Consider the following 24,811-nt stretch of genomic DNA (forward strand, 5'->3'; position numbering starts at 1 on the left):
TACATCGCCCTTTTGTTATCCTATCACTTTTGATTAAGCGTTAAAGCTTTCTGTCAATTGTGGAACAACTTGTTTTTTACGTGAAACTGCACCAGCAAGGAATGCGTGGTTGTTTTCAAGTTTGAAGTTGAAGGCAGCTTCAACTTTATCCATATTAGCACCAAGTGCCAAAATTTCTGAGTTTGAGTTAAGGATATCAGTAATCATAAGAACAAAGTCAGAGTAACCGTTAGCAGAGATAGCAGCAGTCATTGCAGCTTCGATTTCTGCTTGACGTTCAAGAACTTCGTTGATATCAACTGTGTTAACTTGTGCAACACGAACTTGGTTTCCGTTAAGTTCGAATGATTTAGCATCGATGTCGATCAATTCTTCAGCAGATTTTGTTGCCAAGTTTGTACCAGCTTTAAGCAATGCCAAACCGTATTCTTCAAGGTTAACACCTGCGATTTCTGCCAAGTCAGCAGCAACAGCTGGGTCAGTTGCGTGAGTTGTTGGTGATTTAAGAAGAAGTGTATCTGAAATCAAACCAGACAAAAGCAAACCAGCCATTTCTTTAGGAATAGCAACACCGTTTTCTTTGTAGAGACGGTAAACGATTGATGAAGCTGAACCAACTGGTTCTAAACGCATGTAAAGTGGGTTAGCAGTTTCAAAGTTAGAAACACGGTGGTGGTCAATAACTTCAACAACTTCAACATCGCGGATATCTGAGATTGATTGTTGGAATTCGTTGTGGTCTGTCAAAATAACTTGGTCAGCACCTTCAGCTTTTGCTGATTCGACAACGCGTGGTGCTTCTACACCAAAGTAGTTCAATGCAAAAGTTGTTTCTTCGTTTGGAGTTCCAAGAGCAACAGCTTCAGCATCTACACCAAGTTCACGTTTCAAGTATGCGTATGCGATTGATGAACCAAGCGCATCAGAGTCTGGATTTTGGTGACCAAAAACTAAAATTTTAGACATGTTTTTTACCTCATAATAATTATTTATTCTTATTTTAGCAAAATTTAAAGGAGATAGCAAAGCTAGCAGGCTCTTTTAAGCCATTATTCCAACAAAAAAGCACCTTTATCAACAAGCTCTAGTACTTAATGATAAAAATGCTTTCATTTTTAGTCTATTTCTTTCGTTTCTTTTACAGAATCTTCCTGAGTATTTTCTGAATCTGTCGTAAGAGTTTCTGATGTTTTTTCAGAAACATGGTCTTTTTTATCTAACTTTTCCTGTTCTAAAGCAAGACGTAAAAGACGTTCTTCTTCCTCACGATTTTCTTGATTGCGAATAGCTTCTTGGCGTTTGCGGTAAGCCATATATTTTCGGCTATTATCCACAATGTGCAAATTCTTAATGCCTTTAACTAGTAAGCGCCAGATAACAGAAATCAAGGATTCTAGTAAAAGTAATAATTCAATCACAACCACACCAAGCAAACTCCATGCCATAAAAAGTGTGACCAAAAGTTGTGAAAAAATCTTCTTTAGATTTCCTAAGTCGTTATTATGAATGGATAAAGTTTCCAAGAAAAGATTAAGAATGCCTTGTAAAAGCCCAGACTTAACAGATTTATCACTACTTATATCCATTTCTCCTTGGCTTGGCATCACTAAGACAATATCACCATCTTGGATATAATCAACTCTATCCCCTAGTGCGATATCAAAATCAAATAAGTCACGCGCTAATTTTTTAATCTTGCCATCTTGCGTTAAATAAACGAAGTGATCGTCAAATTTTAAAACTTTGTAACTGTTCATAGTGTCCACCTTGTGATAGAGCTTATCAAAGATTCATCCCAATGTCAATAGTCAACCTGTCTAGTGATGAATGCGTTTCATGTAGTCTGTGTAAGACTCCGTGTGCATAAGCTTTTTGGCATTTTGGACACGTTCTCTAGTCGGTGGTTTAACTCCTTCAAGGGTATAAGGAATTCCCAATTCACGCCACTTGAATTCACCTAGAGTATGGTAAGGCAAAATTTCAAATTTATCCACATTTTTTAGCGTTGCTACAAATTTTCCTAGCTCAATTAAGTCTTCATCAAAATCGGTCAATCCTGGAACCAAGACATGACGAATCCAGACTGGGACACCTTTATCAGACAAATAGCGTGCAAAAGCTAGAATATTAGTATTGGGTTGACGTGTTACAACAATGTGTTGTTTAGGATTGATTTCTTTTAAATCTAAAAGAACTAAATCCGTCACAGCTAGTAACTTATCCACAATTTCGTGATATTCAGGCGTATCTCGGAATGTAAACCCACACGTATCAAGCGTGCAATGAATTCCTAATTCTTTAGCTTTGGTAAAAAGGGCTGTTACAAACTCAATTTGCAACATGGCTTCACCACCTGAAACGGTAATCCCACCATTTTCACCCCAGAAGTGTCGGTAACGCAAGGCTTCTGCCAAAACATCGTCAACAGTGCGTTCACGAGAATTATTCGTCTCTAATGCCCAAGTATCTGGATTGTGACAATATTGGCAACGCATCTTGCAGCCTTGCATAAAAATGACAAAGCGAACACCAGGACCATCCACAGAACCAAAACTTTCTGTTGAATGAATCATTCCTGTCACTTTTCCGTAATCTATTTCAGTCATTTTCTATCATCCTTTGTAACCGTTTTTCTAATTTTCATTATACCATTTTCCAGAGAAAAGATGGTGATAAAAAAGCCAGTAAAACAGCTCTTATATATCAGTTTTTTAAGTCAATCAAGGCGTTAAGCCATCACATCAATCTATTGAAAAAAGACTAAGCTAAAAGCTCAGTCTTCCTCAGGAGTCTGTTCTATATCAGAAATCACAACTTTCAATTTCGTCACACGACCATCTTTTACTTTATCATTTGTTAAAACAAGGTGTTTTTCTTTTGAATCAACTTCAAAGCTTTCACGACTATCCTGACTTGGAATGTTACCAACCCCTGTCAAATAGAATCCAGCAATAGTATCGACATCATCACTGTCTAAATCAAGGTCAAAGTAATCATTGAAATCATTCAAGGTCATTGTTCCAAGGACAATATACGTATCCTCACCAATTTCACGAACACATTGTTCTGCTTTATCTGTCTCATCGTCAATTTCACCGACAATTTCTTCAAGCAAATCTTCAAGGGTTACAATCCCAGCAACACCACCGTATTCATCAAGCAAGATTGCCATTTGATTTTGAGTGTTTCGCAATTGACGCAACAAATCATCAACGAAAATCGTTTCAGGAACAAACAAAGGTTCTTGCAAGATTTTACGCAAGACAATATTGTCAAATCCTTCGCTGAAACCAGCAGCTAACAAACGTTTTGTGTGAAGGACACCAATAATCTTATCCTTGTCATCATCATAGACGGGAATACGTGAAAAATGTCTTTTCAGAATTTCTTGAATGTTTTCTTGCGTGTCATCATTGATGTCAATCATGAAAGCATCTGTACGTGGTACCATAACTTCACGCGCCATCAATTCATCAAGTGAGAAGACACCTTGAAGCATTTCAATTTCTTCTGCATCCAAAGTCTCTTCACTATTTGTCAGCATGTATTCAATCTCGTCACGTGTCATTTTTTCATCGGCATCGTCAAATGTCATTGGTGTGATACGTGACAAAAGATTGGTTGAGGCTGATAATAACCAGACAAATGGGCTAACCAATTTCCCAATAAGGATAATGACTGGAGCTGAAATAACCGCCAAGTTTTCCTTAAGGTTCATGGCAATACGTTTTGGGTAAAGTTCCCCAAGAACGATCGAAATATAAGTCAAAAAGACAAGTGAAATCACGCTACCAGCTGTTTTTGCCCAGACATAATTTCCAAACCAAGAGGCAATCACGCCACCAAGTGATGCTGACAAACTAGCCCCTTGCAACAGCCCAATAAAAGTAATCCCAACCTGAATCGTTGATAAAAAGTTATTTGGTTTTTCTAGGACAGACAAAAGACGGATATATTTTTTATTTCCTTCTTCTGCTTTTTGTTCAACACGTGAACGATTTAAAGACACTAAAGCCATCTCAGAAGCTGAGAAAAAGGCGTTTAATAAGGTCAAAATTAACAATAAAACAAATTGCAATACTAAATTCTGACTCGGGTCTTCCATATAAATCTTACTCCTCTTCTATCTCAAATAGGTTTTAATCACCTATATTCTATTCTTAATACAGTGACTACATTATAGCATATTTTCGAATTAAAGTACCAAACAAATACTGCAAGCATCGACTATCTTTCTTCTATATAAAAAACCCAGTTACATAAACTGAGTCCTTTTCATATTTCCTTAGTTCAAGGTCAACACATCATCACCAGCTTGTACGGTTGTACCAGCAGGAGCTTTCATCACAAAGTCATTAAAGACATGTGAATTTGTGACAGTGACAATAACCGTATCATCAAGTCCAGCTTTTTTGATTGCTGGATCCCAGAATTCAATCAATTTATCACCTTTTTTAACATGGTCTCCTTCAACCACATAAGAGACAAATCCTGTTCCTTTTAGTTTCACGGTTCCAATACCAATGTGAATCAACAAGACAATACCATCTTCAGAAACCAAACCAACAGCGTGACGAGTGGTAAAGACTTGACGAACCATTGCATCAAAAGGCGCATAAACACAACCATCGCTTGGTTTAATGGCAAATCCTTTACCAAGCCCTTCTTTGGCAAAGATTGGGTCATCTACATCTGATAAGTCAATCAATTGACCTGCAATTGGAGCTGAGATGTTAAGACCACCATCTGTTTCGACCTCGTCTTCGATGTATTCATGTCCCCAAGTACGTTCAAGTTCTTCAACAATTTCAGCGTGTTTTTCTTCAGTTAATTTAACACGGAAGAAGAAAACCAAACTACTTAAAATAATCAAAGCAAATGGTAAAGCAAAGACATGAAGTTTGAAAGAAATGATTCCTGCTTTTGTAATGGAATCAGCTGTCGCACCCGTTGTCATCCCAGCAGCAACCGCTGCTGCACCAATGACAAGGTTTGAAATAGCCCCGCCAAATTTATCCAACAAAGGACGAACTGACAAGGTCAAAGCTTCATCACGGTGACCAAGTTTCCATTGACCATATTCCACACAGTCTGTGATAATCATCAAGACCACTAGAAAAACAAGAGGTTGGGGAATAAAGAATAATTCAGCAGCAAGTAAAACAAGAGCTAGTGATGTTCCAGCTACTGAAAAGAGCCCAATACCACAAAGCATCACAGCGATACAAGCAAAGAACAAATTACGACGATTCAATTTTCCAGCTAATTGTGGGAAAAGAGAAACGGAAAGCAAACCGACAACTGTATTAATCGTACCTAAGATTGAAAATTGAGCGGCGTGTCCCATGATGTAAGTGAAGTAATACAATTCAGACGCATTTAAAATACTAATCCCAGTTGTATACAAAACATATGACAAAGCAATCGCCATTAATTGGTCGTTTTTAGTTAAGACTTTAAGAACATCTTTAAAGCTTGTTTTTTCGGTATTTTTACGAAGGTCAGACTCGATTTCATGTGTACCAAAGGCTACGGCAAGTACTGTCAAAACACCCAGCAAAGCCACAATAAAGGCAAACCAGAACCAACCACGGTTATCTCCCGCACCACCATTACGATGAAGTGAGAAGAAAAGAACGATTGGCATAATCACAACACCGACAATATTAGCACCGATTGTTGAACCAATACGAGCAAAAGTTGCTGTTTTTTCACGTTCTTCAGAGCTAAATGATAGTGCTGGAACCATTGACCAAAAACCAATATCTTTAAAAGAATAAAAAATATCCATCGTGATATAGATGAAAGCAAAAATAATCAAGTAAAGCACTGGATTTGTCTTGTTAAGTCCACCCATATCAGTAAATAAAATCAATAAAGCAAGTGAGCTGATTGTACCACCAGCTACTACCCATGGTTTAAATTTTCCCCAGCGTGTCTTTGTATTGTCAATCATATTTCCAATAAAAGGGTCAATAATCAATTCAACAATACGCAAACCTGCGATAATCTGAGTGATATACAAAACCATGCGATTATTTTGTGCTGCATCACCTGTATTAAATAAGTGTGAGGTAATAAAAGTGATGAAGTATGTTGACAAGGTCGCATAAAAAATATCGTGACCAAATGCCCCAAAAGCATATGAAATGCGTGAAGTAGCTGCAGATTTTTTCAAATCTTTGCTTGCATGAGTCGTTTGATTCATAGAACTCTCCTTCTTCTAACAACTTTGTTTTTTGATTACATGATTATAGTAAACGCTTTCCTAAACAAAGTCAATAAGTTTTAGTAAAGTTTTACTAATTTTTAGTTTTATTTATCAAACTATTTCAGAAATAAATATCTAAATTTTCTGAAAAATGATATAATAACTATCAAATACTTGACGGAGGTTCTCCTATGATTCAACTTTCTTTAACCAATGTTAGTCTAGAACGACAGAATAAAAAACTCTTGAATAATGTCACTTGGCAAGTCAACAAGGGCGAACACTGGGCAATTCTTGGACTTAACGGCTCTGGCAAAACATCCCTTCTAAAACTCATCACAGCAGAATATTGGACCAGCCAGGGAAATGTGGAAGTTCTTGGAAATCAATTTGGCGGCACAGATATCAGTAATATGCGTACCAAAATTGGTATCGTTGGCTCTTTCATCGCCGAACGACTCTCCCCACACATGCTAGCTGAAAAAATCGTCCTAACCGGAAAATACAAATCAAGCATTCTCTACACAGAATACGGCGAAAAAGAACTTGAAGAAGCTAGACAAATGCTCATCTCAATCGGAGGTGAACATCTGCTTGGACGTATTTACGCAAGCCTTTCACAAGGTGAAAAGCAACTTCTTCTCATTGCTCGCAGCCTTATGGAAGAACCTGAGATTTTAATTCTCGATGAAGCAACCAGTGGACTTGACCTTTTTGCACGCGAAAAATTGCTGACGCAAATTGAGCAAATCACTAGTTTGCCAAATGCGCCAACTATTATCTATGTTACTCACCATGCTGAAGAAATCACACGTTCTTTTACCCACGTTCTTCTCCTCAAAAAAGGAAACATCATCGCCAAAGGACCAAAAAATGAAGTTCTGACTGAAAAGATTTTATCTGATTTTTATGACCAACCAGTCTCAATCGTACCGCTCGGTGATGACCGCATTTACATCAAACCTGAATTTAAGTAGTGAAAAACCTCTATGAGTAATCATAGAGGCTTTATTTATTAACGTAATTTTTCAACCATTACCAAAAATGGTGGTTGGTGAATTTGGTTAAGAGGTTTGTAAAGCATGGTTGCAAACTCTTTTTGGTCGAGCGCTGAAATAAACTCTAGCACTGCGTCTTTTTCCATGTCTCCACCTTCGTGACCATAATAAATCATGATGGCTAAACGCCCACCGATTTCAAGACGTTCTAAGATTTTTTCAATCGCTACAAGCGTCGTATCTGGTTTGGTAATCACTGTTTTATCAGCACTTGGCAAATAGCCCAGATTGAAAATCGCTGCGCGGATAGGCTCACCAACGTACTTGTCAAGATTTTGATGCCCATCAAGAATCAACTGTGCATTTGAAATAGCTTGTTTTTCTAAGCGTTCTTTGGTACTTTTTAAAGCTTGTTCTTGCACATCAAAAGCATAAACCTTTTTAGCATGCTGGGCTAAAAAAGCTGTGTCATTACCATTTCCCATTGTCGCATCGACAGCCACGGCACTAGTATCTAGCACTTCTGCCAAAAAATCATGCGACAAATGTAAAGGTCGTTTAATCATGATTTAGACTCCTCTTCTACCTTACAGCCTTGATAAGAGCCACGGCGTTCCATTTCTTTATCAATGGCATTCAAGACTTCCCATTTTTTGAGACTCCACATTGGACCAATCAACATATCACGCGGAGCATCTCCAGTAATACGGTGAATCACGATATTTTTCGGAATAATCTCCAATTGGTCACAAATGATGTTAACGTACTCGTCCATACTGAGCAATTTCAAACGCCCTTCATGGTAATCACGTTGCATTTTCGTACTTGTCATCAAATGAAGCAAATGAAGTTTGATACCGTCAATCTCGTTATCAGTCACACAACGTCGGACATTTTCAACCATCATCTCATGTGTTTCCCCTGGAAGTCCATTAATCAAGTGAGAAACAATCTCAACCTTAGGAGCCAATTCACGAAGACGTTTCACCGTTTTAACGTAAAGCTCATAAGTATGAGCACGGTTAATGATTTTAGACGTTTCATCATAAGTAGTCTGCAAACCAAGTTCGACAGTCACATGCATACGCTCAGACAACTCAGCAATGTAGGCAATGGTTTCATCTGGCAGACAGTCGGGACGTGTCCCGATATTAATCCCAACAACACCAGGTTCGTTAATAGCTTGTTCATAGCGTTCACGAATCACATCAACCGTGTCATGGGTGTTGGTGAAGTTTTGGAAATAAACCAAGTATTTCTTAACTTCTGGCCATTTGCGGTGCATGAAATCTATTTCTTTATAAAATTGGTCACGAATTGGAGCGTCTGGAGCCACGATAGCATCACCAGAACCTGATACCGTACAGAAAGTACAGCCACCATGCGCTACCGTTCCATCACGGTTTGGGCAGTCAAATCCTGCATCAATAGGAACTTTAAATATTTTTTCTCCAAAAATCTCGCGATAGTAATCATTTAGAGTATTGTAACGTTTTTTCATAGCTTTTATTATAACACTTTCTAAGCACGAGACAAACTCAAGTCACCTTAAAAAGACGACCTATCGGTCGCCTCTTTAATACTTAATCTTGCTTTCCTTGGAAACGCCATTCAAAACGCTTCTTATCATAAATTGGGTATACAGCTAGAGAGATAGCAAGAGCTAGCAACCAGCCACCCAAAATATCTGTTGGGTAATGGACACCTAAGTAGATACGAGAAACAGCTGTTAAAAGAGCAAGTACAACAACCAATACTTGTAGCAGACGCTTAGCCACTATTTTTGTCAAATGTTGCTCGATAATAATCATCAAACTAATAGCCACAATCATACTGGATGCCGCATGCCAACTTGGGAACGATGGCCCCATTGGTCGTTTAACCAAGAATTCCAAACTTGGTCTTGGACGATTATAAAGATACTTAAAGACTGTTGAAAAAGCCCCCATTAAAACCAAATTGCCAGCTAAAAGAAGGCCTTCCGTTTTCCAATTTTTTCGGAAATAGAAAAAGGCTGCAATGGCAAATGTATAGACAAAGACAAGCGCTTCATGACCAAAATTTGTGATGACTTTAAAGAAAGCAGTCAGATGAGCTGGTAAATCTCCACGAACGCTTAATTGAATACTTGAATCAAGTCCTGTTACAGCTTCAGGATAAAATTTTACAACATAGCCCAACATCATAAAAATCACGAGAAAGGTTGAGCCAAGTGTAAAATAGGTTTGTTTATGTTTCATGTTAATACCTTTCACAAGAATTTAGTGCAACAGTATTATTATAACGCAGTTCATTTTTTAAGCCTAGCCAAAGCCTCTAAATTCTGTGGCAAAACTGTGGCAGTTTAAACAAATGTTAAGTTCATTAGCAGATTAACTAAAAAGCCTAGGACTATGTCCCAGACCTGTCATATATTTATTTTGTTAAAATCGGTTTTAGGCATGTCCATAAGATAAAGAAGGAAATAGAGAAAATCACTCCTTCAATCAAGTTAAATGGGACAACCATTGCAAAAAGGTAATTTCCTAAACCTAGAATAGCTGAAATATCAAAGTTTGCAAATTGGGCATAAAGTGGCACCGCGTAGATATAGTTTAATACCAACATAGCCACGGTCAAACCAATCGTTCCCACAACTGAAGCCAAAACAAAAGTTTTCAAACTTGGTTTTCGATTCCAAATGAAAGCCATCGCTAACAAGAAAACTCCTAAAGCGACCACATTCATTGGCATACCAATCAAGGTGGTAACACCACCATTATTTAACATGAGTTTTAGAAGTGTTCGCAAAATCAAAATTCCAAGCGCACTTTGCAAGTCAATCATCACAAGACCAACTAAGACTGGTAAGATTGAAAAATCAAATTGCAAGAAGCTAGCTGATGGAATCAGCGGAAATTGCAAATACATCAACAAGAACGAAAGCGTCGATAAAATGGCAATATGCGCCAATTTACGTGTGTTAGTCATAGTTTCAGGCATAAAAAAGTTCCTCCAATTTTCTCAAATTGAAAGAAGGCGTTCGAGTATATTGCTGTAGCCAAAAAGCCTAAGCAAACTCTTGGTCTTCTCCCATCCAGACTTTACTGTCGGTTCTGGAATCTCACCAGATCAACTGCCAAGCAGCTCGCGGACTTTTACATTGCTCTCGTTCTCATAGCAAACAACGAGAGGCAACACCGCCGGTCGGGAATTGCACCCTGCCCTGAAGACACCCTTAGAATATCAAAAAAAATCAAGCTCTGCAATGTTTTTGGCTGAAAAAGCTTGATTTTATGCCGATTCTCCTCACTTTTTGGACTTTTATACGTCAAAAAGCAGTCCTAAAGGACTACTTTTCTTTTATTTTAGTTTATCATGCTCGTAAGTGTGGCTGAGTTCCAAATTTGAAAATGCTTGTTGGCGAAGAGCTTCGTAAACAATCATGCAGACGGTATTTGACAAATTCAAGCTGCGCACGTGTTCATCATTCATCGGAATACGAAGAGCTTTCTCTGGATTTTCTCGCATGAAGTCTTCAGGAAGTCCTTTATCTTCACGACCGAAAAGGAAATAATGATGGTTGCCATCATTGTAGTTTTCGTCAGAATAAACTTTTTCAGCGAATTTACTAATCAAGTGAACTTTCCCATCACATTTTTCCATAAATTCTTCAATGCTATCATAGAATGTCACATCAAGTTTGTCCCAGTAATCAAGCCCTGCACGTTTCATTTTGCGGTCATCAATTGGGAATCCCATCGGACGAATGATGTGTAGTGGTGTATTGGTTGCAGCACATGTTCTAGCAATATTTCCTGTATTTTGTGGAATTTGTGGTTGAAAAAGAACGACATGATTGACAGCCTTAGTAGCTTCTTCTTGGTAATCAAGTTCTTCGATATTCATAACTATTCCTCTCCGTTTTTTGACATAAAAATAAACCACACTGCCCGGAGTCAAGCTCAGCAAACAGCGTGGTTGGCGGCGATTCATTAACTTAAATCATAACAGGTTTGATTTAAACTAACGAATTCTTGTAAATTATTATAACACTTTAACATGCAAAGTCAACGTATTTAACGCGAAAATGTCACGTTTTTACAGCTTTTTTCAATGTTTTTTCGATGTAAGCCTTTTCTTTCAAAAAATTAAAAGAAGCCTTGATATGAAAGGCTTCTTAAAGATTTATTATTTCTTCAAATGATATGAATAAGTTGCAATGATAATGTCTTCATACCAACGTAAACGCGCACGGATACGTAGGCTCATTTGGTTGTGAAGCATGTTTTGCCAACTGTGTTTTGGAATGAATTTTGGAATAATAACCGTCATCGTGTGATTATTTTTCTTAGCTTCATGATTCATTTTTTGAACAAACATCATGGTTGGTTTCACAATATCACGGTAATTTGATTCAATATTGACAAAGGTAACATCTGGGAAATAGTGTTTGAATTCTTCTTCAACTTCTAAGTCTTTTTCACGTGTTTCCAAGGTTGATACGTGCATGGCAACAACCGTTTGTCCAATGCTTTTAGCATAGTTGATAGCACGAATACTTGCTTGTGTCATATTGCCGACCAAAATCAAAACCGTATTACCATCATAATGGATATTCTTAACATCATCAGTCAAACGAAGTTGCATGGCAACATTCTTGTAGTGATTCTTAATAGAATGGAACAAGAACATCAAGACAAAGATGATTGGGAAGAATGGCCAGATTTCACCAATTCTAAAAATCAATAAAATCAAAATGATGAGGTAACAAATAATTGCTCCCAAGATATTAGCCACAGAATGTTTCAAATAGCCTTGACCAAATTTGCGTTTCCAGTGAATGACCATCCCCGTTTGTGAAAGGGCAAATGGGATAAATACCCCAATGGTATAAAGCGGAATAAGACGCTCAGTTGAACCGTTAAAGATACAAAGAAGCGCAATCGCTCCAACTGCTAGGGTGATGATACCATTTGAATAGCCAAGACGTGCCCCTTTTTCCATAAAGAGGTGAGGCATGTATTTGTTCTTAGCCATGTTGAAAGATAACATTGGAAAGGCAGAAAAGCCAGTATTTGCAGCAACCGCCAAGATTAAGGCTGTTGATAATTGGAAAATGTAGAACAAAGCATTTCCGATTGTTGAATCACCAAAGATACGTTGCGCAATTTGAGCCAAAATCGTTACATGAGCTGATGGCGTAATTCCTAACCAGTAGTTTAGGAAAGTAATCCCTGCAAACATAATCCCAAGAATTAGTGACATGATGGCAAGGGTGCCAGCTGCATTTTTTTCTTTTGGTTTCTTGAAAAATGGCACCGCATTTGAAATAGCTTCAACACCAGTAAGTGAAGCTGAACCGCTGGTAAAAGCTCTCAGCAAAAGAATGATAGACACTCCTGGAACCACTTTACCAATGTGTGCTGTTGCCGTATAAGCCAAATGCCCAGTCAGAATTTGAAAAGCACCATATGCAATCAAGAATAAGATACTTACAATGAACAAATAAACTGGAATCATCAAAGATTTTGCCGATTCGCGCAAACCACGCAAATTCATAAACATCAAAGCCAAAACCAGAACAATCGAAATTTCTAAATTAAATTCCTTAATGGCTGGAAAAGCTGATGTAATCGCATCGGCACCAGATGACACCGAAACAGCTACTGTCAACATATAGTCAACCAACAAACTACCACCCGCAATTAATCCCATACTTGGTGATAAATTTTCCGTAGATACCATGTAGGCACCACCACCTTTAGGGTAAGCATGGATAACTTGTTGGTAAGAAATCGTTAGGCTTGCTAACAATACCAAAACCAAAAGTCCAATTGGTAAAGACCACCAAATTGCCGCCGCAGAAATAGTTGTCAAAACTAAGATAACTTGTTCTGGACCATAAGCAATAGATGAAAGGGCATCGCTGGACAACATGGCCAAGGCTTGTGATTTGGATAGCAGATGATCCTCGTCAGTCTCGCCAGCTGATTCCAGGGGATTACCAATAAAAACATTTCGTAACTTTTCAAGCATTGAAATTTCTCCCTAAAATTAGATAACGACTCATTATAGTTCTCTCACTGACATTTCGCAAGCGTTTTGATGATTTGTAACCTAATTTTAACAATCATTGTTAGCTTTGATAAATCAAGCTTAATCCCTTGTTAGCAGTTGGAATGGCTAGTATTTTTAGGAAAAATAGAGTAATATAGATACGATACATTTCGGAGGTTAAAATGAAAATAATTGTTGTCGGCGGAGGTAAGGTTGGTACCGCACTTTGTCGCTCTCTTGTTGAAGAAAAACACAATGTCGTCTTAATTGAAGAAAAAGAAGCTGTTTTAAAAAATATTACCAAACGTCACGATATCATGGGAATCGTTGGTAATGGTGCTAACTTTAAAATTCTTGAGCAGGCTGATGTTGCTAACTGCGATATCTTCATTGCTCTGACTGATAAAGACGAAGTTAATATGATTTCAGCCGTTCTTGCCAAACAAATGGGTGCCAAAGAAACGGTTGTCCGTGTTCGTAATCCAGAATACTCAAACGCTTATTTCAAAGATAAGAATTTCCTAGGCTTTTCTTTGGTTGTCAATCCTGAATTGCTTACAGCGCGTTACATTGCCAATACAGTTGACTTTCCAAATGCCCTTTCTGTAGAACACTTTGTTAACGGTCGTGTCATGTTAATGGAATTTGTGATTTCTGATGGCAGCAAACTTTGCCACATGAGCTTGAGCCAATTCCGTAAAAAATTTGGTAACTTAGTTATCTGTGCTATCGAACGTCGCGGAAAATTAATCATTCCTGATGGTGATGCAACACTACAAACTGCTGATAAGATTTTCGTTACAGGAAATCGTATTGACATGATTCTTTTCCACAATTCTGTAAAAACCAAATCTATCAAGAACATGATGATTATTGGTGCTGGACGAATTGCCTACTACTTGCTCAACATTCTTAAGAACACTAAGATGAATCTTAAGGTCATTGAAAATAATCCTGAGCAAGCTCAAATGTTCAGCCAAGAATTCCCAAACGTCCATGTCGTCCAAGGTGACGGTACGGCTAAGAGTGTTCTCCTAGAAGAATGTGTGGAAAACTTTGATGCAGTCGCAACACTAACAGGGGTGGATGAAGAAAACATCATCACTTCTATGTTCCTTGAAACACTTGGCGTTCGAAAAAACATCACTAAAGTTAACCGTACAAGCTTGCTTGAGATTATCGATACTAGCCAATTTTCAAGTATTGTCACACCAAAAAGTATTGCGGTTGATAGCATGATGCACTTCATTCGTGGTCGTGTGAACGCCCAAGACTCAAACCTTGATGCCATGCACCACGTCGCTAATGGTCGTATCGAGACCTTGCAATTTGAAATTCGTGAAAACAATAAAATGGCAGGTAAGAGTCTGTCATCACTAAAATTCAAGGAAAATATTCTTATCGCCGCGATTATCCGCAAAGGTAAAACCATTTATCCAACTGGTGAGGATGTCTTTGAAGTTGGTGATAAGATTGTTGTCGTAACCTTCTTAAAAAACATCACGCGTATCTACGATTTGTTAGCGAGGTAAGTTATGAATAAAAGTATGGTTCGTTACCTCCTTTCAAAATTACTCTTAATCGAAGCCTCTTTGATGTTAGTGCCTGTGATTGTGGCTTTCATTTATCATGAAGATATGCGCGTGATTAACAGCCTGGTCATCACGATTGGAATGCTTGTCATCATTGGACTTCTTGGGGTTGCTTTCAAGCCAAAGAATTACCATGTTTACACCAAAGAGGGACTCTTAATCGTTGCTCTATGTTGGATACTCTGGTCATTCTTTGGAGCGCTGCCATTTGTACTTTCAGGACAAATTCCAAGTATCATTGACGCTTTCTTTGAAATGGTTTCTGGATTTACCACGACTGGTGCTACTATTTTACCTGATGTTTCGGTGCTATCACACTCGCTACTCTTCTGGCGAAGTTTCGCCCACCTTATCGGTGGTATGGGAGTGCTGGTGTTTGCGCTAGCCATTATGGAAAATAGTAAAAATAGCCACTTGGAAGTCATGCGTGCTGAAGTGCCTGGTCCTGTCTTTGGTAAAGTGGTTTCTAAACTGAAAGAAACAGCGCAAATTCTTTATGTCATTTACCTCAGTATGTTTGCCATTTTAATGGTTATTTTGATGGTAGCTGGCATGCCTGCCTTTGACAGTATTATCACTGCAATGGGTTGTGCTGGTACTGGTGGTTTTGGCGTCTATAATGATTCTATTGCTCATTACAACAGTTCACTAATCACAAATATTGTCTCAATTGCTGTACTCCTTTTTGGGATTAACTTTAACTTGTACTACTTCTTATTACTTCGTAAGTTTAAAGCATTCTTTAAAGACGAAGAACTAAGAACTTATATTGGGATTGTTGTGATTGCAACAGCTCTAATCTGGTTGAATGTCAGTGGCCTTTACCCAAGCGCTGGTAAGGCTTTGGAAAATTCATTATTTGAAGTGGCTAACGTCATGACAACAACAGGATTTGGAGTAACTGATTTGACCGTTTGGCCTTTGTTTGCTCAGGTTATTCTACTCTTTCTCATGTTTGTCGGAGGATCTGCTGGATCAACTGCAGGTGGTATTAAGGTCATGCGTGCACTGATTCTAACGAAAATCGCAAGAAATCAAGTGCTCTCAACCCTTTATCCAAACCGTATCATGACTATTCATATCAACGAGCAACCACTTGATAAGGAAATTCAACACGGTGTCCTTAAGTATTTGACGCTTTACGTTTTCTTACTTATAGGATTGACCTTGATGTTATCGCTTGATAATAATAACTTTATGGTTGTTGTCAGCGCAGCAACATCAACCTTTAACAACATCGGACCAATGCTCGGCACAAGCCAAACCTTTGCCATCTTTAGTCCATTTTCAAAATTACTCATGTCATTTGCCATGATTGCAGGGCGCTTGGAAATTTACCCAATGCTGCTCCTCTTCATTCCAAAAACATGGTCTAAATATTAATACACAAAAAGAGGAAAGCTTAGCTTTCCTCTTTCTTTTTACGATAATCTTTATTGCGTCGAAGCGTAAAATAATCAGGCACTGGATCATCCCCACCTTCTACAAAGGGATGGCAACGCAAAATCCTTGCCACTCCCATAATGACACCCTTTAGCCCATGCTTTTCAATCGCCACAATCATGTAATTCGAACAGCTTGGTCGATAACGACACGATGGTGGTGTCATGGGTGAAATCCGTTTTTGGTACCATTTGACAAGGGCAATAAGTAGTTTTTTAATCATTTTTGTTTGTTAACAGCTAAATTATGTAACTGGCTGATTTCTTTTTTGCTCAAACGACGTGATTCACCTGGGCGAAGACCTGATAGATCCAAAGTCCCAAAGTTCGTACGAGACAATTTATCTACCAAAAGTCCAACTGATTCGAACATTTTCTTAACTTGGTGGTTACGTCCTTCATGGATAGTCAATTCAACCACTGAACGATTTTTTTCAGGATCTACTTTGATGATGTTGTAACGAGCTGGTTTTGTCTTTTTACCATCGATAACAACACCACGTGTCAATGGACGAAGATTTTCTTTTGTCGCAAGTCCTTTAACACGAGCTAAGTAGACTTTGTCGATTTCGTTACGTGGGTGAATCATTTCATCTGTGAAATCACCATCATTTGTCAAAATCAAAAGTCCAGTAGTATCCCAGTCCAAACGTCCAACAGGGTAAATACGTTCTGTAACATTTGGTAGCAAGTCAACAACCGTTTTACGGCCTTTGTCATCTGATACACTTGAAATCACACCACGAGGTTTATTAAGAAGGTAATAAACTTTTTCTTCGTTATAGATTGGTGTCCCTTCAACTTCAACAACATCACCAGCTTTAACCGTTGTAGCTAGTTCTGTGACAACTTTACCGTTGATGGTTACCAAACCTCTTTTAATCAAATCTTCAGCTTTACGACGGCTGGCAATTCCCGCATGGGCAATGTATTTATTAATTCTCATATTCTTTCCTTTAACTGCTTTTTAGCTATTTTACATCATTTCATCAGTTTTAGCGAGTTCTGTTTCTTCTTGGGCTAATTCTGGCTCTTCAAAAAGGGTCATTTCTTCATCAACCACTTCGATATTTGACACGTCAATCAGCTCACTTAGGTCATTAATTCCCATAAAATCTAGGAAATAATCTGTTGTCGCATAAAGATTTGGTCGACCAATCACTTCTTTTTTACCAGCTTCGCAAATTAAACCTAAAGCCATTAATTTACTGATAGCACTGCTCGAATTAACACCACGAATATCATCAACTTCAATACGTGTTATCGGTTGTTTGTAAGCAATAATGGATAAAACTTCCAAACTGGCACGTGATAAACTTTGATTGACTGGAGCTTTTGCAAAATCACGAAGCAAATCAGCAAAAATCTCTTTAGTCACAATTTTATAACAACCTGCTGTCTCAATCAAACAAAGACTTGATGAGTCGTCAGCTTTGTATTTCTGTGCTAATTTTTCCAGTTGTTGTTGGAGCGCCGTTGGTGTTAAATTAACCATACTAGCCAAATGACGTAAGCTCAAGCCTTCTTCACCTGCTACAAAAAGAAGGGCTTCAATCTGAGCTAAATAGTTCATATAACTTCCTTTCTTAAGTTTGTTTACCAAGGGTTATCGTTTTTTCACTCAACTAACACTTCGTAAAACAATATCTCCAAAGTTTTCCTCTTGTTCTACTTCCACCTCATGGACTTTAATCAATTCTAAAGTCGCCAAAAATAAGGTAATCATCTCTGGAATAGATTGACATTCTTTGAAAACCTTGTTCAAAACAAGTTTTTTAGACTGACTGAGACGTTCTGAAATAACCGTCATCATGTCTTCAATACGATAATCATCACGCTCAACAACCGTATGACTATTTTTCAATTCTCTTTGCTTTTCAGCCATAACATGTGAAAATGACAAGAAAAGATCCATAATCGTCTTGTCATGAGCTAAAACCGCATCTTCAAAAATTAATTCTTGTTTTGGTTTTGAGTAAAATTTAGCACGTTCATCGTGCTGGGCTGACATTTCCTCACTAATCGCCTTGAAGCGACGATATTCTTCGATTTGTGTCAACAATTCTTGTTCAGGGTCATCTTCTTCTGGCTCTGCTTCAACAATTTTTGGAAGTAGCTTACGGCTTTTAATCAGCATGAGCTGACTGGCCATAACCATATATTCACCAGCCACTTCTAATTTCATGGCTTGTAAGGTTGAGATATAAGCCAAATACTGCTCGATAACTTCCACGATTGGAACGTCGTAAATATCCATCTGATATTTAGAGACCAAGTGCAAAAGCAAATCCAGAGGCCCTTCAAAATCTTTTAATTTAATATCCATTAGTTATAAAATTTCTCTAAAGTCACTGGACTCTTAAGCCCTAAATTGCGACTAACTTCTAATAAAGATTTTCCTGCTGCTTTTTGATGTAAAACATATTGACGGCGCATATCCTGCGCTGATAAGTCTTCCAAACCCAAAGAAGCCAAAAATGCTTTTAATTGATTAAAGAACCATTGTCTTGAATAAGATTTACCTTGATTATCAAAAAGATAAATCTGTTCTTCAGACAAATTGGCAGTTATGTAATCAAGCAATTTTGCAGGAACTTCTAGCACTCTGACCAAGCCAGCTTTTTGCACGCGCAAAACAGCAAAAGTCCTATCCAAATCAGCAACTTTTAAGCCTTGAAGGTCACTAGACGACAAGCCCAGTTCAATCATCAAAAGCGCAATCAACTGACCAGCTTGATAAGAACTTTCTTGATAAAAAGCCGAATAATCCAGCAACTCCTTACTAACCGGTTTCGTGGCCAATTTTTCTTTATTGCTTAATTTATAAAAACGATCTAAGCGCTCAGTATCATACAAAAAATACAAAAACTGATTTACCGCTGAAATCTTACGCTTTTTGGCTGAGGTTTTTAAAGGTGCCAATGAATGCTCATAAAGCGCCAGCTTTTCTTTGCTGACTTTGCCATCAACAGCCTCAACAAACTGCTGCAAATCATAAAAATAAGCATTTCTAGAATTCTCTGAGAGAGACTTACTGTCAATAAATTCTTGGATAAAATCAATCATCTTTCGGGGTAATCGTATAATAATCAGTGAAATCGTGTAAGAGACTATTAACAGCCTTTAGAATCGATTTACGTGTAATAATGCCTAGGAAGTGGTTATTTTTATCTAAGACTGGCAAGAAAGGATAGTCCACTAACAAATGCATAATATCCGTTAAGCTTGAAGTATCACTAATGGTTTGTAATTTGGTATTAACCATCTTACCAATATCAGTCTGAGCCAATTCCCAATCGGTCAATTGATTTTTAGCTTGATAAGACATAATGTCAGCAATGCTGATAGTTCCAACGTATTCTTTATCTTTGGTGATAACAGGAACACGTGAATAACCATTATTAGCTAAAAGCAACACAGCGTGGTCTGAATTATGCGTATCAATAAAAATCGCCAAATCTTCTGCCGGAATCAAGTAATGATCCAAATGGCTAAGAAGAAATTCTTCAAATTCTTTTGCTATCATCTGTCAAATTCCTTTGAAAGTGCCGGATAGAGTTTGTGGTCACGTGTGTAAAAATCAACCTTAATCTTGTCTTTAGTGATAATTACTTTAGCATAAAGCTTTTCTTTGACATCACCACGAGGTTGAAGAACACTACCTGGATTGATAAAAACAGTTTTACCATTACGCCAAGCTGCTGCTCGGTGCAAGTGCCCATAAAGGCAGATATCTGCATCTTCTTCTTGAGCAAATAAATCCAATCTATCCCATGTAAAATTAATGTTATAAAGGTGTCCGTGAGTCTGTGCTATGACAATATCGTCAAGATAAGTTGTCAATCTTTCAGGATAACCATTATCGTAATCACAATTACCACGAACCACTTTGATACCATCCCAAATGGGATCTGAACTTGGTAGCTCAGAATCTCCATTATGGAAAATGGCATCAACTTCGCCTTGATAACGTTGTTTAATGTTGCTAATAATCTCACGGTCACCGTGAGAATCACTCATTACAATTATTGTTCTGCTTTCCATACTGGGAATGCCTCCATTAATTTCTTAACAGCCAACCCGCGATGTGAGATTTCATTTTTTTCATCTGCTGTCAATTCAGCAGCGTGACGTCCAGTTTCACCAACTAAGAATAGTGGGTCATAACCAAAGCCGTTGTCGCCTTTTGCTTCCATAGCAATGTAGCCAGGCCAATCTGCTTCAACAACCAAACTTTCCTTATCTGGTGCAGCAACCACAAGTGTTGTGTGGAATTGCGCTGAACGGTCTTTCATATCAAATACCATTGCTAATTCATGAAGTAATTTAGCATTGTTTGATTCATCTGTAGCGTCTGGGCCAGAGAAACGAGCTGACCATACACCAGGAAGACCACCAAGGACATCAACTTTCAAGCCAGAATCATCAGCAAGAACCATTTTCCCAGTTAATTTTGAAATCGTTTCAGCTTTCAAGCGTGCATTTTCTTCAAAGGTCATTCCAGTTTCTTCCACTTCAGGCAATTCTGGGTGGTTATTTAGGTTTTCAACTTTGATGCCTAGTTGATCAAACATTTTACGAAATTCTTTGGTTTTACCTTCATTGCGTGTAGCAATCAAGATTGTATCACCAAATGCATTTTCAGATGATTTTCCAAAAAAGGCTGACGCAGCAACACCGTCTTCTGGTAGATGCACAAATAACAATTGGTCATCCTCAGTAACCACAACCGCACCCGCACGTTGTTGCACTTCTAAATGACGATTAGTTTCTTCGTTAATCATGCCAACAACAAAGCGAATCAATTGAAAATCAGATGATTTTTTAACAACAGTGACGTTGTAGCCGTTAAATTCGTCTTTATGGCAGCCGCCTTCACCGTGTCCGTGACATTTGCCACAGCATTTACTTGCAACAAGTTTTGCGACTTGTTGGCTCAATTCATAAAGATCGTCACCACAGACATTTCCAAGACCTGAAATGGCATTGAAGCCACCCCACTCGCCAAGGAACCAATTTTCTTTATCTTTATACTCATAAATTTTATCAGCCATTTATTACCATCTCATTTCTATTTGTTCAACTTTTCCAAATCAACATGTTGCACATCAATGTCAGTTCCTAGCCAGTTCACCGCAATTTCTTTAAAACGCTGACTACTTGCTGTTGTGTAGAAATGGTGATCTACAGCATTTTCCGTGCGACTATGATTAATTTCAAAGTAATTTAATAACACTGACACATCTCGAATACATTCAGCACCACTATCGATTAATTTAACATTAGGTCCCATCACATTTTGAATGATTGGACGAAGTAGTGGGTAATGCGTACATCCAAGAACCAATGTGTCAACTTTACCAACAAGCGGCGCTAAACTTTCGTAAACAACTTTTTTAGCAACACTTGACCCCATTTCATTTGACTCAACGATTGGAACAAACTTGGGACAAGCTAGACCGCTAACTTCCATTTTGGGTGATAATGATTTTATCTTTTCAGGGTAAACTTCTGAATTAATGGTCATCGGAGTTCCGATAATCCCAATTTTACCGTTACGTGTCGATTTAATCGCGGCACTAGAACCTGGTAAAATAACACCAAGAACAGGAATATCAAGTTTCTCTTTAACTTCTTTCCAAGCAACTGCTGTCGCTGTATTACAAGCAAAGACAATCATCTTAACATTTTTAGTTAACAAGAAATTAACCAATTCCCAAGTGTATTCTCTAATTTGCTCAGCAGGTCTAGGACCGTAAGGAGCTCTTGCTGAGTCTCCAATATATACAATTTCTTCATGTGGTAGTTGACGCATCAATTCACGTACAACTGTTAAACCACCAACTCCAGAATCTAAAAAACCAATTGGTCTATTATCCATAGAATCTTCTTTCTAATAAGGGAATTAGACTTAGAAAAAACCCAGTTGGTGAGCCAACTGAGTCATTCATTTCTGAGCTCTGTGCTCGAAAACGTTTGTTAAAGACTGACTTGTATGTAAGGTCAAAAACTATCAAACAATAAGTCATCCGCCTTTAGCATTTTTCAAACCAAAGCGTAAAGATTATTTTTTAGCTTTTGCTGCAGCTGCTTTTGATTGTTTGATAATGTTACGGTACGTTTGTTGAATTTTAGCTTCACTAGGTTTTTGACCCATTTGGCTCATCATTTCACGGATCGCATCAGGCGTCAAGCGTGGGTGTTCACCGATTTCCTTTTCAAACTGTTTACGAGCGATAAAAACGCCACCAACAAGGCCACCAAACAAAGCAACCAAAACTAACAAAATCCAAAGAAATGTTGTCATGAATATTTTCTCCTAAGTTTTTTACATAATTTATTATAGCAAAAATGGAAAGAGTTTACAAATTCTTGAAAGCTTTTTCTTAATAAAAAAACAGCTAACTAAAGGCCATCTGTAGTCCTTAGCTAACTGCTCTTATAACTTATTCAAAATCAAATCCTTTAATGGTTGCAAAATAATCTTCTGGTGTTTCGGCACGGCGGATTAAACGTGCACTGCCATCTTCTTGGTAAAGAATCTCAGCTGAACGTAAGCGACCGTTGTATTGATAACCCATTGAAAAACCGTGTGCTCCTGTATCATGAATGACCAATGTATCACCGACACGCGCTTCAGGTAATTCACGCTGTTTAGCAAATTTATCGTTATTTTCACAAAGAGAACCAACCACGTCGACCACTTCAAGTTTTCCATTTGGATTAGTCATGTTTGTGATGTGATGGTAAGCATCATACATGGCTGGGCGCATCAAGTTAACGGCTGAGGCATCAACACCAATGTATGTGCGATAAGTTTGCTTGCGGTGACGAACCTTGGTTACAAGCAAACCATGCGGCGCTAACATGAAACGACCAAGTTCAGTAAAGATTTTCACATCCCCAAGTCCAGCAGGAACCAACACCTCATCAAAGACACGGTGGACCCCTTCACCAATCGCCGCAATATCATTAGCTTTTTGTTCTGGACGGTAGTTGACTCCAACACCACCAGATAAATTGATAAAGTTAATCACGACGCCAGTTTTTTCTTTCACTTCAACAGCTAATTCAAATAATTGACGGGCTAATTCTGGGTAATAATCATTGGTCACTGTGTTTGAAGCAAGAAATGAATGAATACCAAAGTTTTTGACGCCTTCTGCTTTCAAATCTTTAAAACCTTGAATCAGCTGGTCTTTGGTCATCCCAAATTTTGATTCTTCTGGATTGTCCATAATATCTGTTCCAAGCGAGAAAACACCACCTGGATTGTATCGAAGTGACACAGTATCTGGTAAGCCTGCCACCTCTTTTAAAAAGGCGATATGTTCGTAAGCATCAAGGTTGATGGTTGCACCGATTTCTCTAGCGTACTTGAATTCACGCGCTGGCGTATCATTTGATGAGAACATGATATCAGTAAAGCCTAGCTTGTGGCTCATCAAAAGTTCCACTTCTGTCGCACAATCCACCCCGCAATTTTCCTCTTGTAGAATCTTCAAGATAGCTGGTGTTGGGGTAGCTTTTACGGCAAAATATTCCTTAAACCCTTTATTCCAAGCAAAGGCCTTGTTCAAAGCACGAGCCTTTTCACGAATCCCTTTTTCATCGTAAAGGTGAAATGGCGTTGGAAATTCATTCGTAATGTTTTGAAGCTCTTTGGCTGAAATAAATGGTGTTTTCATAATTAATTCCTCGAATTTTCAAAATATTAGGACTATTATAACATAAAGACAAGAAATGACCAATGACCTTGGTCTGAAAAACGAAAAAAACTAGCGCAAACAAAGTTGCACTAGTTAATTCATTAATCATCGCTTCCGAACAAGCGAAGCAAATTCAAGAATAAGTTGATAAAATCAAGGTAAAGACTAAGTGCCATTGAAATAGCCCAGCCATCACCAACTTGACCACCTGTCACTTCATAAACACGCTTAATCATTTGATTGTCATAAGCGATAAGCCCTGAGAAAATCAATACTGAAATAATACTGATAACAAAGCTCATCATCCCTGAGCCAATAAAAATATTGACAAAGCTTGCAATGATAATACCAATCAAAGCTGCCAAGGCTGCTTTTGCAAAGCCAGACAAATCTTTTTTAATGACAAAACCAAGGACTGACATCACACCAAAGACTAAGGCAGATGAGACAAAGGCTTGTAAAACCGTTGTTTGTGTGTAAGCAACAATGATGAAACTTAAGGTAAAGCCATTCAGAGCTGAATAAAATAAAAACAAAGGCAAAGCAGATGGTGTATTTTTACGAGCAGCACCACTAGCTAAGAAAACCAAAGCCAACTCTAAGAAAACTGCACCATAATAAATAAATGGGTGATTAGTCATGATGTTAATCATATTGTCAGTAAAGACATAAAGCATCAAGAATGAGACAAAGGCTGACAAGCCGATTCCCATACCAACTAATCCATAAATTTTAGCAAAAAAACGATTCAAACCACTATCGGTCTGTGTGTAAATAATATCGTTCTGATTCAAAAGAATCTCCCTTCCTGATAAATTCT

26 protein-coding genes and 1 riboswitch are annotated in these 24,811 nt (G+C 38.1%); of the genes, 3 read left to right on the forward strand and 23 right to left on the reverse strand.

The genetic code is table 11. The features are described from left to right. Positions 1-33: 33 nt before the first annotated feature. From E0E02_RS00700 to E0E02_RS00720, 5 genes are all read right to left on the reverse strand, one after another. Positions 34-966, reverse strand: a complete 933-nt coding sequence (locus E0E02_RS00700) for a manganese-dependent inorganic pyrophosphatase (RefSeq protein ID WP_074564277.1) — start codon at positions 964-966, stop codon at positions 34-36. Positions 967-1,115: 149 nt separating this feature from the next. Next, positions 1,116-1,757 carry a hypothetical protein gene (locus E0E02_RS00705; RefSeq protein ID WP_133017563.1) on the reverse strand — a complete coding sequence of 214 codons (642 nt, stop codon included), beginning with the start codon at positions 1,755-1,757 and terminating at the stop codon, positions 1,116-1,118. 60 nt (positions 1,758-1,817) lie between these two features. Further along, positions 1,818-2,606, reverse strand: coding sequence for a pyruvate formate-lyase-activating protein (gene pflA / locus E0E02_RS00710; protein WP_133017564.1), 789 nt, complete (start codon positions 2,604-2,606; stop codon positions 1,818-1,820). Between the two features lie 167 nt (positions 2,607-2,773). Further along, positions 2,774-4,105, reverse strand: a complete 1,332-nt coding sequence (locus E0E02_RS00715) for a hemolysin family protein (RefSeq protein ID WP_074560788.1) — start codon at positions 4,103-4,105, stop codon at positions 2,774-2,776. A gap of 180 nt (positions 4,106-4,285) precedes the next feature. After that, positions 4,286-6,208: a PTS sugar transporter subunit IIA gene (locus E0E02_RS00720; RefSeq protein ID WP_133017565.1), complete on the reverse strand. Its 1,923-nt coding sequence runs from the start codon at positions 6,206-6,208 to the stop codon at positions 4,286-4,288. A gap of 194 nt (positions 6,209-6,402) precedes the next feature. On the opposite strand from E0E02_RS00720, the gene E0E02_RS00725 reads away from it, so the two are divergent. After that, positions 6,403-7,188, forward strand: a complete 786-nt coding sequence (locus E0E02_RS00725) for an ABC transporter ATP-binding protein (RefSeq protein WP_133017566.1) — start codon at positions 6,403-6,405, stop codon at positions 7,186-7,188. Between the two features lie 38 nt (positions 7,189-7,226). Here E0E02_RS00725 and E0E02_RS00730 read toward each other — a convergent pair whose 3' ends face one another. The 6 genes from E0E02_RS00730 to E0E02_RS00755 all read right to left on the reverse strand — a co-directional run bounded on the left by E0E02_RS00730 (position 7,227) and on the right by E0E02_RS00755 (position 13,227). Continuing rightward, a complete protein-coding gene (locus E0E02_RS00730; protein ID WP_133017567.1) occupies positions 7,227-7,775 on the reverse strand; it encodes a class I SAM-dependent methyltransferase in 549 nt (182 codons plus the stop codon). Continuing rightward, positions 7,772-8,710 carry a TIGR01212 family radical SAM protein gene (locus tag E0E02_RS00735; protein WP_133017568.1) on the reverse strand — a complete coding sequence of 313 codons (939 nt, stop codon included), beginning with the start codon at positions 8,708-8,710 and terminating at the stop codon, positions 7,772-7,774. Before E0E02_RS00735 ends, E0E02_RS00730 begins: the two co-directional genes overlap by 4 nt. Before the next feature lie 82 nt (positions 8,711-8,792). Then, positions 8,793-9,449, reverse strand: a complete 657-nt coding sequence (locus E0E02_RS00740; protein WP_133017569.1) for a phosphatase PAP2 family protein — start codon at positions 9,447-9,449, stop codon at positions 8,793-8,795. 175 nt (positions 9,450-9,624) lie between these two features. After that, entirely contained in the window at positions 9,625-10,191 is a 567-nt protein-coding gene (locus E0E02_RS00745; protein ID WP_039696401.1) for an ECF transporter S component, read from the reverse strand. A gap of 78 nt (positions 10,192-10,269) precedes the next feature. Next, positions 10,270-10,426, reverse strand: a riboswitch (FMN riboswitch). A 125-nt stretch (positions 10,427-10,551) separates the two neighbouring features. Further along, positions 10,552-11,097, reverse strand: a complete 546-nt coding sequence (locus E0E02_RS00750) for a tRNA (cytidine(34)-2'-O)-methyltransferase (protein ID WP_133017570.1) — start codon at positions 11,095-11,097, stop codon at positions 10,552-10,554. Between the two features lie 282 nt (positions 11,098-11,379). Continuing rightward, positions 11,380-13,227 (reverse strand): APC family permease, encoded by a 1,848-nt coding sequence (locus tag E0E02_RS00755; protein WP_039696399.1) that lies wholly within the window; start codon positions 13,225-13,227, stop codon positions 11,380-11,382. 203 nt (positions 13,228-13,430) lie between these two features. Between E0E02_RS00755 and trkA the strand changes: the two genes are divergently transcribed. Further along, positions 13,431-14,780: a Trk system potassium transporter TrkA gene (trkA, locus tag E0E02_RS00760; protein ID WP_074560797.1), complete on the forward strand. Its 1,350-nt coding sequence runs from the start codon at positions 13,431-13,433 to the stop codon at positions 14,778-14,780. A gap of 3 nt (positions 14,781-14,783) precedes the next feature. Beyond that, the gene (locus E0E02_RS00765) at positions 14,784-16,223 is read left to right on the forward strand and encodes a TrkH family potassium uptake protein (RefSeq protein WP_133017571.1); all 1,440 of its coding nucleotides are present in this window, start codon (positions 14,784-14,786) and stop codon (positions 16,221-16,223) included. Between the two features lie 19 nt (positions 16,224-16,242). Here E0E02_RS00765 and yidD read toward each other — a convergent pair whose 3' ends face one another. The 12 genes from yidD to E0E02_RS00825 all read right to left on the reverse strand — a co-directional run bounded on the left by yidD (position 16,243) and on the right by E0E02_RS00825 (position 24,785). Beyond that, complete coding sequence (gene yidD, locus E0E02_RS00770) at positions 16,243-16,506, reverse strand: membrane protein insertion efficiency factor YidD (RefSeq protein WP_074482454.1); 264 nt, start codon at positions 16,504-16,506, stop codon at positions 16,243-16,245. Beyond that, positions 16,503-17,228, reverse strand: coding sequence for a pseudouridine synthase (locus E0E02_RS00775; RefSeq protein WP_003066095.1), 726 nt, complete (start codon positions 17,226-17,228; stop codon positions 16,503-16,505). Before E0E02_RS00775 ends, yidD begins: the two co-directional genes overlap by 4 nt. A 30-nt stretch (positions 17,229-17,258) precedes the next feature. Then, positions 17,259-17,855, reverse strand: coding sequence for an SMC-Scp complex subunit ScpB (scpB, locus tag E0E02_RS00780; RefSeq protein WP_133017572.1), 597 nt, complete (start codon positions 17,853-17,855; stop codon positions 17,259-17,261). Positions 17,856-17,903: 48 nt separating this feature from the next. Next, a complete protein-coding gene (locus E0E02_RS00785; RefSeq protein WP_039696395.1) occupies positions 17,904-18,608 on the reverse strand; it encodes a segregation/condensation protein A in 705 nt (234 codons plus the stop codon). Beyond that, the gene (gene xerD, locus E0E02_RS00790) at positions 18,608-19,348 is read right to left on the reverse strand and encodes a site-specific tyrosine recombinase XerD (protein WP_133017573.1); all 741 of its coding nucleotides are present in this window, start codon (positions 19,346-19,348) and stop codon (positions 18,608-18,610) included. The genes E0E02_RS00785 and xerD overlap by 1 nt, the downstream gene beginning before the upstream one ends. Then, complete coding sequence (gene cbpB / locus E0E02_RS00795; protein WP_133017574.1) at positions 19,341-19,808, reverse strand: cyclic-di-AMP-binding protein CbpB; 468 nt, start codon at positions 19,806-19,808, stop codon at positions 19,341-19,343. The genes xerD and cbpB overlap by 8 nt, the downstream gene beginning before the upstream one ends. After that, positions 19,805-20,326 carry a metallophosphoesterase gene (locus tag E0E02_RS00800; RefSeq protein ID WP_074482457.1) on the reverse strand — a complete coding sequence of 174 codons (522 nt, stop codon included), beginning with the start codon at positions 20,324-20,326 and terminating at the stop codon, positions 19,805-19,807. Before E0E02_RS00800 ends, cbpB begins: the two co-directional genes overlap by 4 nt. Then, on the reverse strand, positions 20,308-21,336 hold the full coding sequence (locus E0E02_RS00805) for a nucleoside-triphosphate diphosphatase (RefSeq protein ID WP_006532897.1): 1,029 nt from the start codon (positions 21,334-21,336) through the stop codon (positions 20,308-20,310). Before E0E02_RS00805 ends, E0E02_RS00800 begins: the two co-directional genes overlap by 19 nt. 17 nt (positions 21,337-21,353) lie before the next feature. Beyond that, positions 21,354-22,163 carry a glutamate racemase gene (racE, locus tag E0E02_RS00810; RefSeq protein ID WP_014335198.1) on the reverse strand — a complete coding sequence of 270 codons (810 nt, stop codon included), beginning with the start codon at positions 22,161-22,163 and terminating at the stop codon, positions 21,354-21,356. Positions 22,164-22,346: 183 nt separating this feature from the next. After that, entirely contained in the window at positions 22,347-22,589 is a 243-nt protein-coding gene (locus E0E02_RS00815) for a YneF family protein (RefSeq protein WP_006532899.1), read from the reverse strand. 139 nt (positions 22,590-22,728) lie between these two features. After that, positions 22,729-23,970, reverse strand: coding sequence for a diaminopimelate decarboxylase (locus E0E02_RS00820; RefSeq protein WP_165937123.1), 1,242 nt, complete (start codon positions 23,968-23,970; stop codon positions 22,729-22,731). Positions 23,971-24,092: 122 nt separating this feature from the next. After that, positions 24,093-24,785, reverse strand: a complete 693-nt coding sequence (locus E0E02_RS00825) for a Bax inhibitor-1/YccA family protein (RefSeq protein WP_133017576.1) — start codon at positions 24,783-24,785, stop codon at positions 24,093-24,095. Positions 24,786-24,811 lie beyond the last annotated feature (26 nt).

The organism is Streptococcus sp. KCJ4932 (assembly GCF_004352745.1).
GTDB lineage: Bacteria > Bacillota > Bacilli > Lactobacillales > Streptococcaceae > Streptococcus > Streptococcus ruminicola.

Excerpts from the sequence above, each read along its gene's own strand:
- E0E02_RS00800 (WP_074482457.1), bottom strand. The coding sequence starts at position 20,326 with ATGGAAAGCAGAACAATAATTGTAATGAGTGATTCTCACGGTGACCGT.
- racE (WP_014335198.1), bottom strand. The coding sequence starts at position 22,163 with ATGGATAATAGACCAATTGGTTTTTTAGATTCTGGAGTTGGTGGTTTA.
- pflA (WP_133017564.1), bottom strand. The coding sequence starts at position 2,606 with ATGACTGAAATAGATTACGGAAAAGTGACAGGAATGATTCATTCAACA.
- E0E02_RS00705 (WP_133017563.1), bottom strand. The coding sequence starts at position 1,757 with ATGAACAGTTACAAAGTTTTAAAATTTGACGATCACTTCGTTTATTTA.
- E0E02_RS00785 (WP_039696395.1), bottom strand. The coding sequence starts at position 18,608 with ATGGATATTAAATTAAAAGATTTTGAAGGGCCTCTGGATTTGCTTTTG.
- E0E02_RS00820 (WP_165937123.1), bottom strand. The coding sequence starts at position 23,970 with ATGAAAACACCATTTATTTCAGCCAAAGAGCTTCAAAACATTACGAAT.
- yidD (WP_074482454.1), bottom strand. The coding sequence starts at position 16,506 with ATGATTAAAAAACTACTTATTGCCCTTGTCAAATGGTACCAAAAACGG.
- cbpB (WP_133017574.1), bottom strand. The coding sequence starts at position 19,808 with ATGATAGCAAAAGAATTTGAAGAATTTCTTCTTAGCCATTTGGATCAT.
- E0E02_RS00725 (WP_133017566.1), top strand. The coding sequence starts at position 6,403 with ATGATTCAACTTTCTTTAACCAATGTTAGTCTAGAACGACAGAATAAA.
- E0E02_RS00775 (WP_003066095.1), bottom strand. The coding sequence starts at position 17,228 with ATGAGAATTAATAAATACATTGCCCATGCGGGAATTGCCAGCCGTCGT.
- trkA (WP_074560797.1), top strand. The coding sequence starts at position 13,431 with ATGAAAATAATTGTTGTCGGCGGAGGTAAGGTTGGTACCGCACTTTGT.
- E0E02_RS00735 (WP_133017568.1), bottom strand. The coding sequence starts at position 8,710 with ATGAAAAAACGTTACAATACTCTAAATGATTACTATCGCGAGATTTTT.
- E0E02_RS00740 (WP_133017569.1), bottom strand. The coding sequence starts at position 9,449 with ATGAAACATAAACAAACCTATTTTACACTTGGCTCAACCTTTCTCGTG.
- E0E02_RS00765 (WP_133017571.1), top strand. The coding sequence starts at position 14,784 with ATGAATAAAAGTATGGTTCGTTACCTCCTTTCAAAATTACTCTTAATC.
- E0E02_RS00720 (WP_133017565.1), bottom strand. The coding sequence starts at position 6,208 with ATGAATCAAACGACTCATGCAAGCAAAGATTTGAAAAAATCTGCAGCT.
- E0E02_RS00755 (WP_039696399.1), bottom strand. The coding sequence starts at position 13,227 with ATGCTTGAAAAGTTACGAAATGTTTTTATTGGTAATCCCCTGGAATCA.
- E0E02_RS00815 (WP_006532899.1), bottom strand. The coding sequence starts at position 22,589 with ATGACAACATTTCTTTGGATTTTGTTAGTTTTGGTTGCTTTGTTTGGT.
- E0E02_RS00700 (WP_074564277.1), bottom strand. The coding sequence starts at position 966 with ATGTCTAAAATTTTAGTTTTTGGTCACCAAAATCCAGACTCTGATGCG.
- E0E02_RS00745 (WP_039696401.1), bottom strand. The coding sequence starts at position 10,191 with ATGCCTGAAACTATGACTAACACACGTAAATTGGCGCATATTGCCATT.
- E0E02_RS00805 (WP_006532897.1), bottom strand. The coding sequence starts at position 21,336 with ATGGCTGATAAAATTTATGAGTATAAAGATAAAGAAAATTGGTTCCTT.
- xerD (WP_133017573.1), bottom strand. The coding sequence starts at position 19,348 with ATGATTGATTTTATCCAAGAATTTATTGACAGTAAGTCTCTCTCAGAG.
- scpB (WP_133017572.1), bottom strand. The coding sequence starts at position 17,855 with ATGAACTATTTAGCTCAGATTGAAGCCCTTCTTTTTGTAGCAGGTGAA.
- E0E02_RS00750 (WP_133017570.1), bottom strand. The coding sequence starts at position 11,097 with ATGAATATCGAAGAACTTGATTACCAAGAAGAAGCTACTAAGGCTGTC.
- E0E02_RS00715 (WP_074560788.1), bottom strand. The coding sequence starts at position 4,105 with ATGGAAGACCCGAGTCAGAATTTAGTATTGCAATTTGTTTTATTGTTA.
- E0E02_RS00730 (WP_133017567.1), bottom strand. The coding sequence starts at position 7,775 with ATGATTAAACGACCTTTACATTTGTCGCATGATTTTTTGGCAGAAGTG.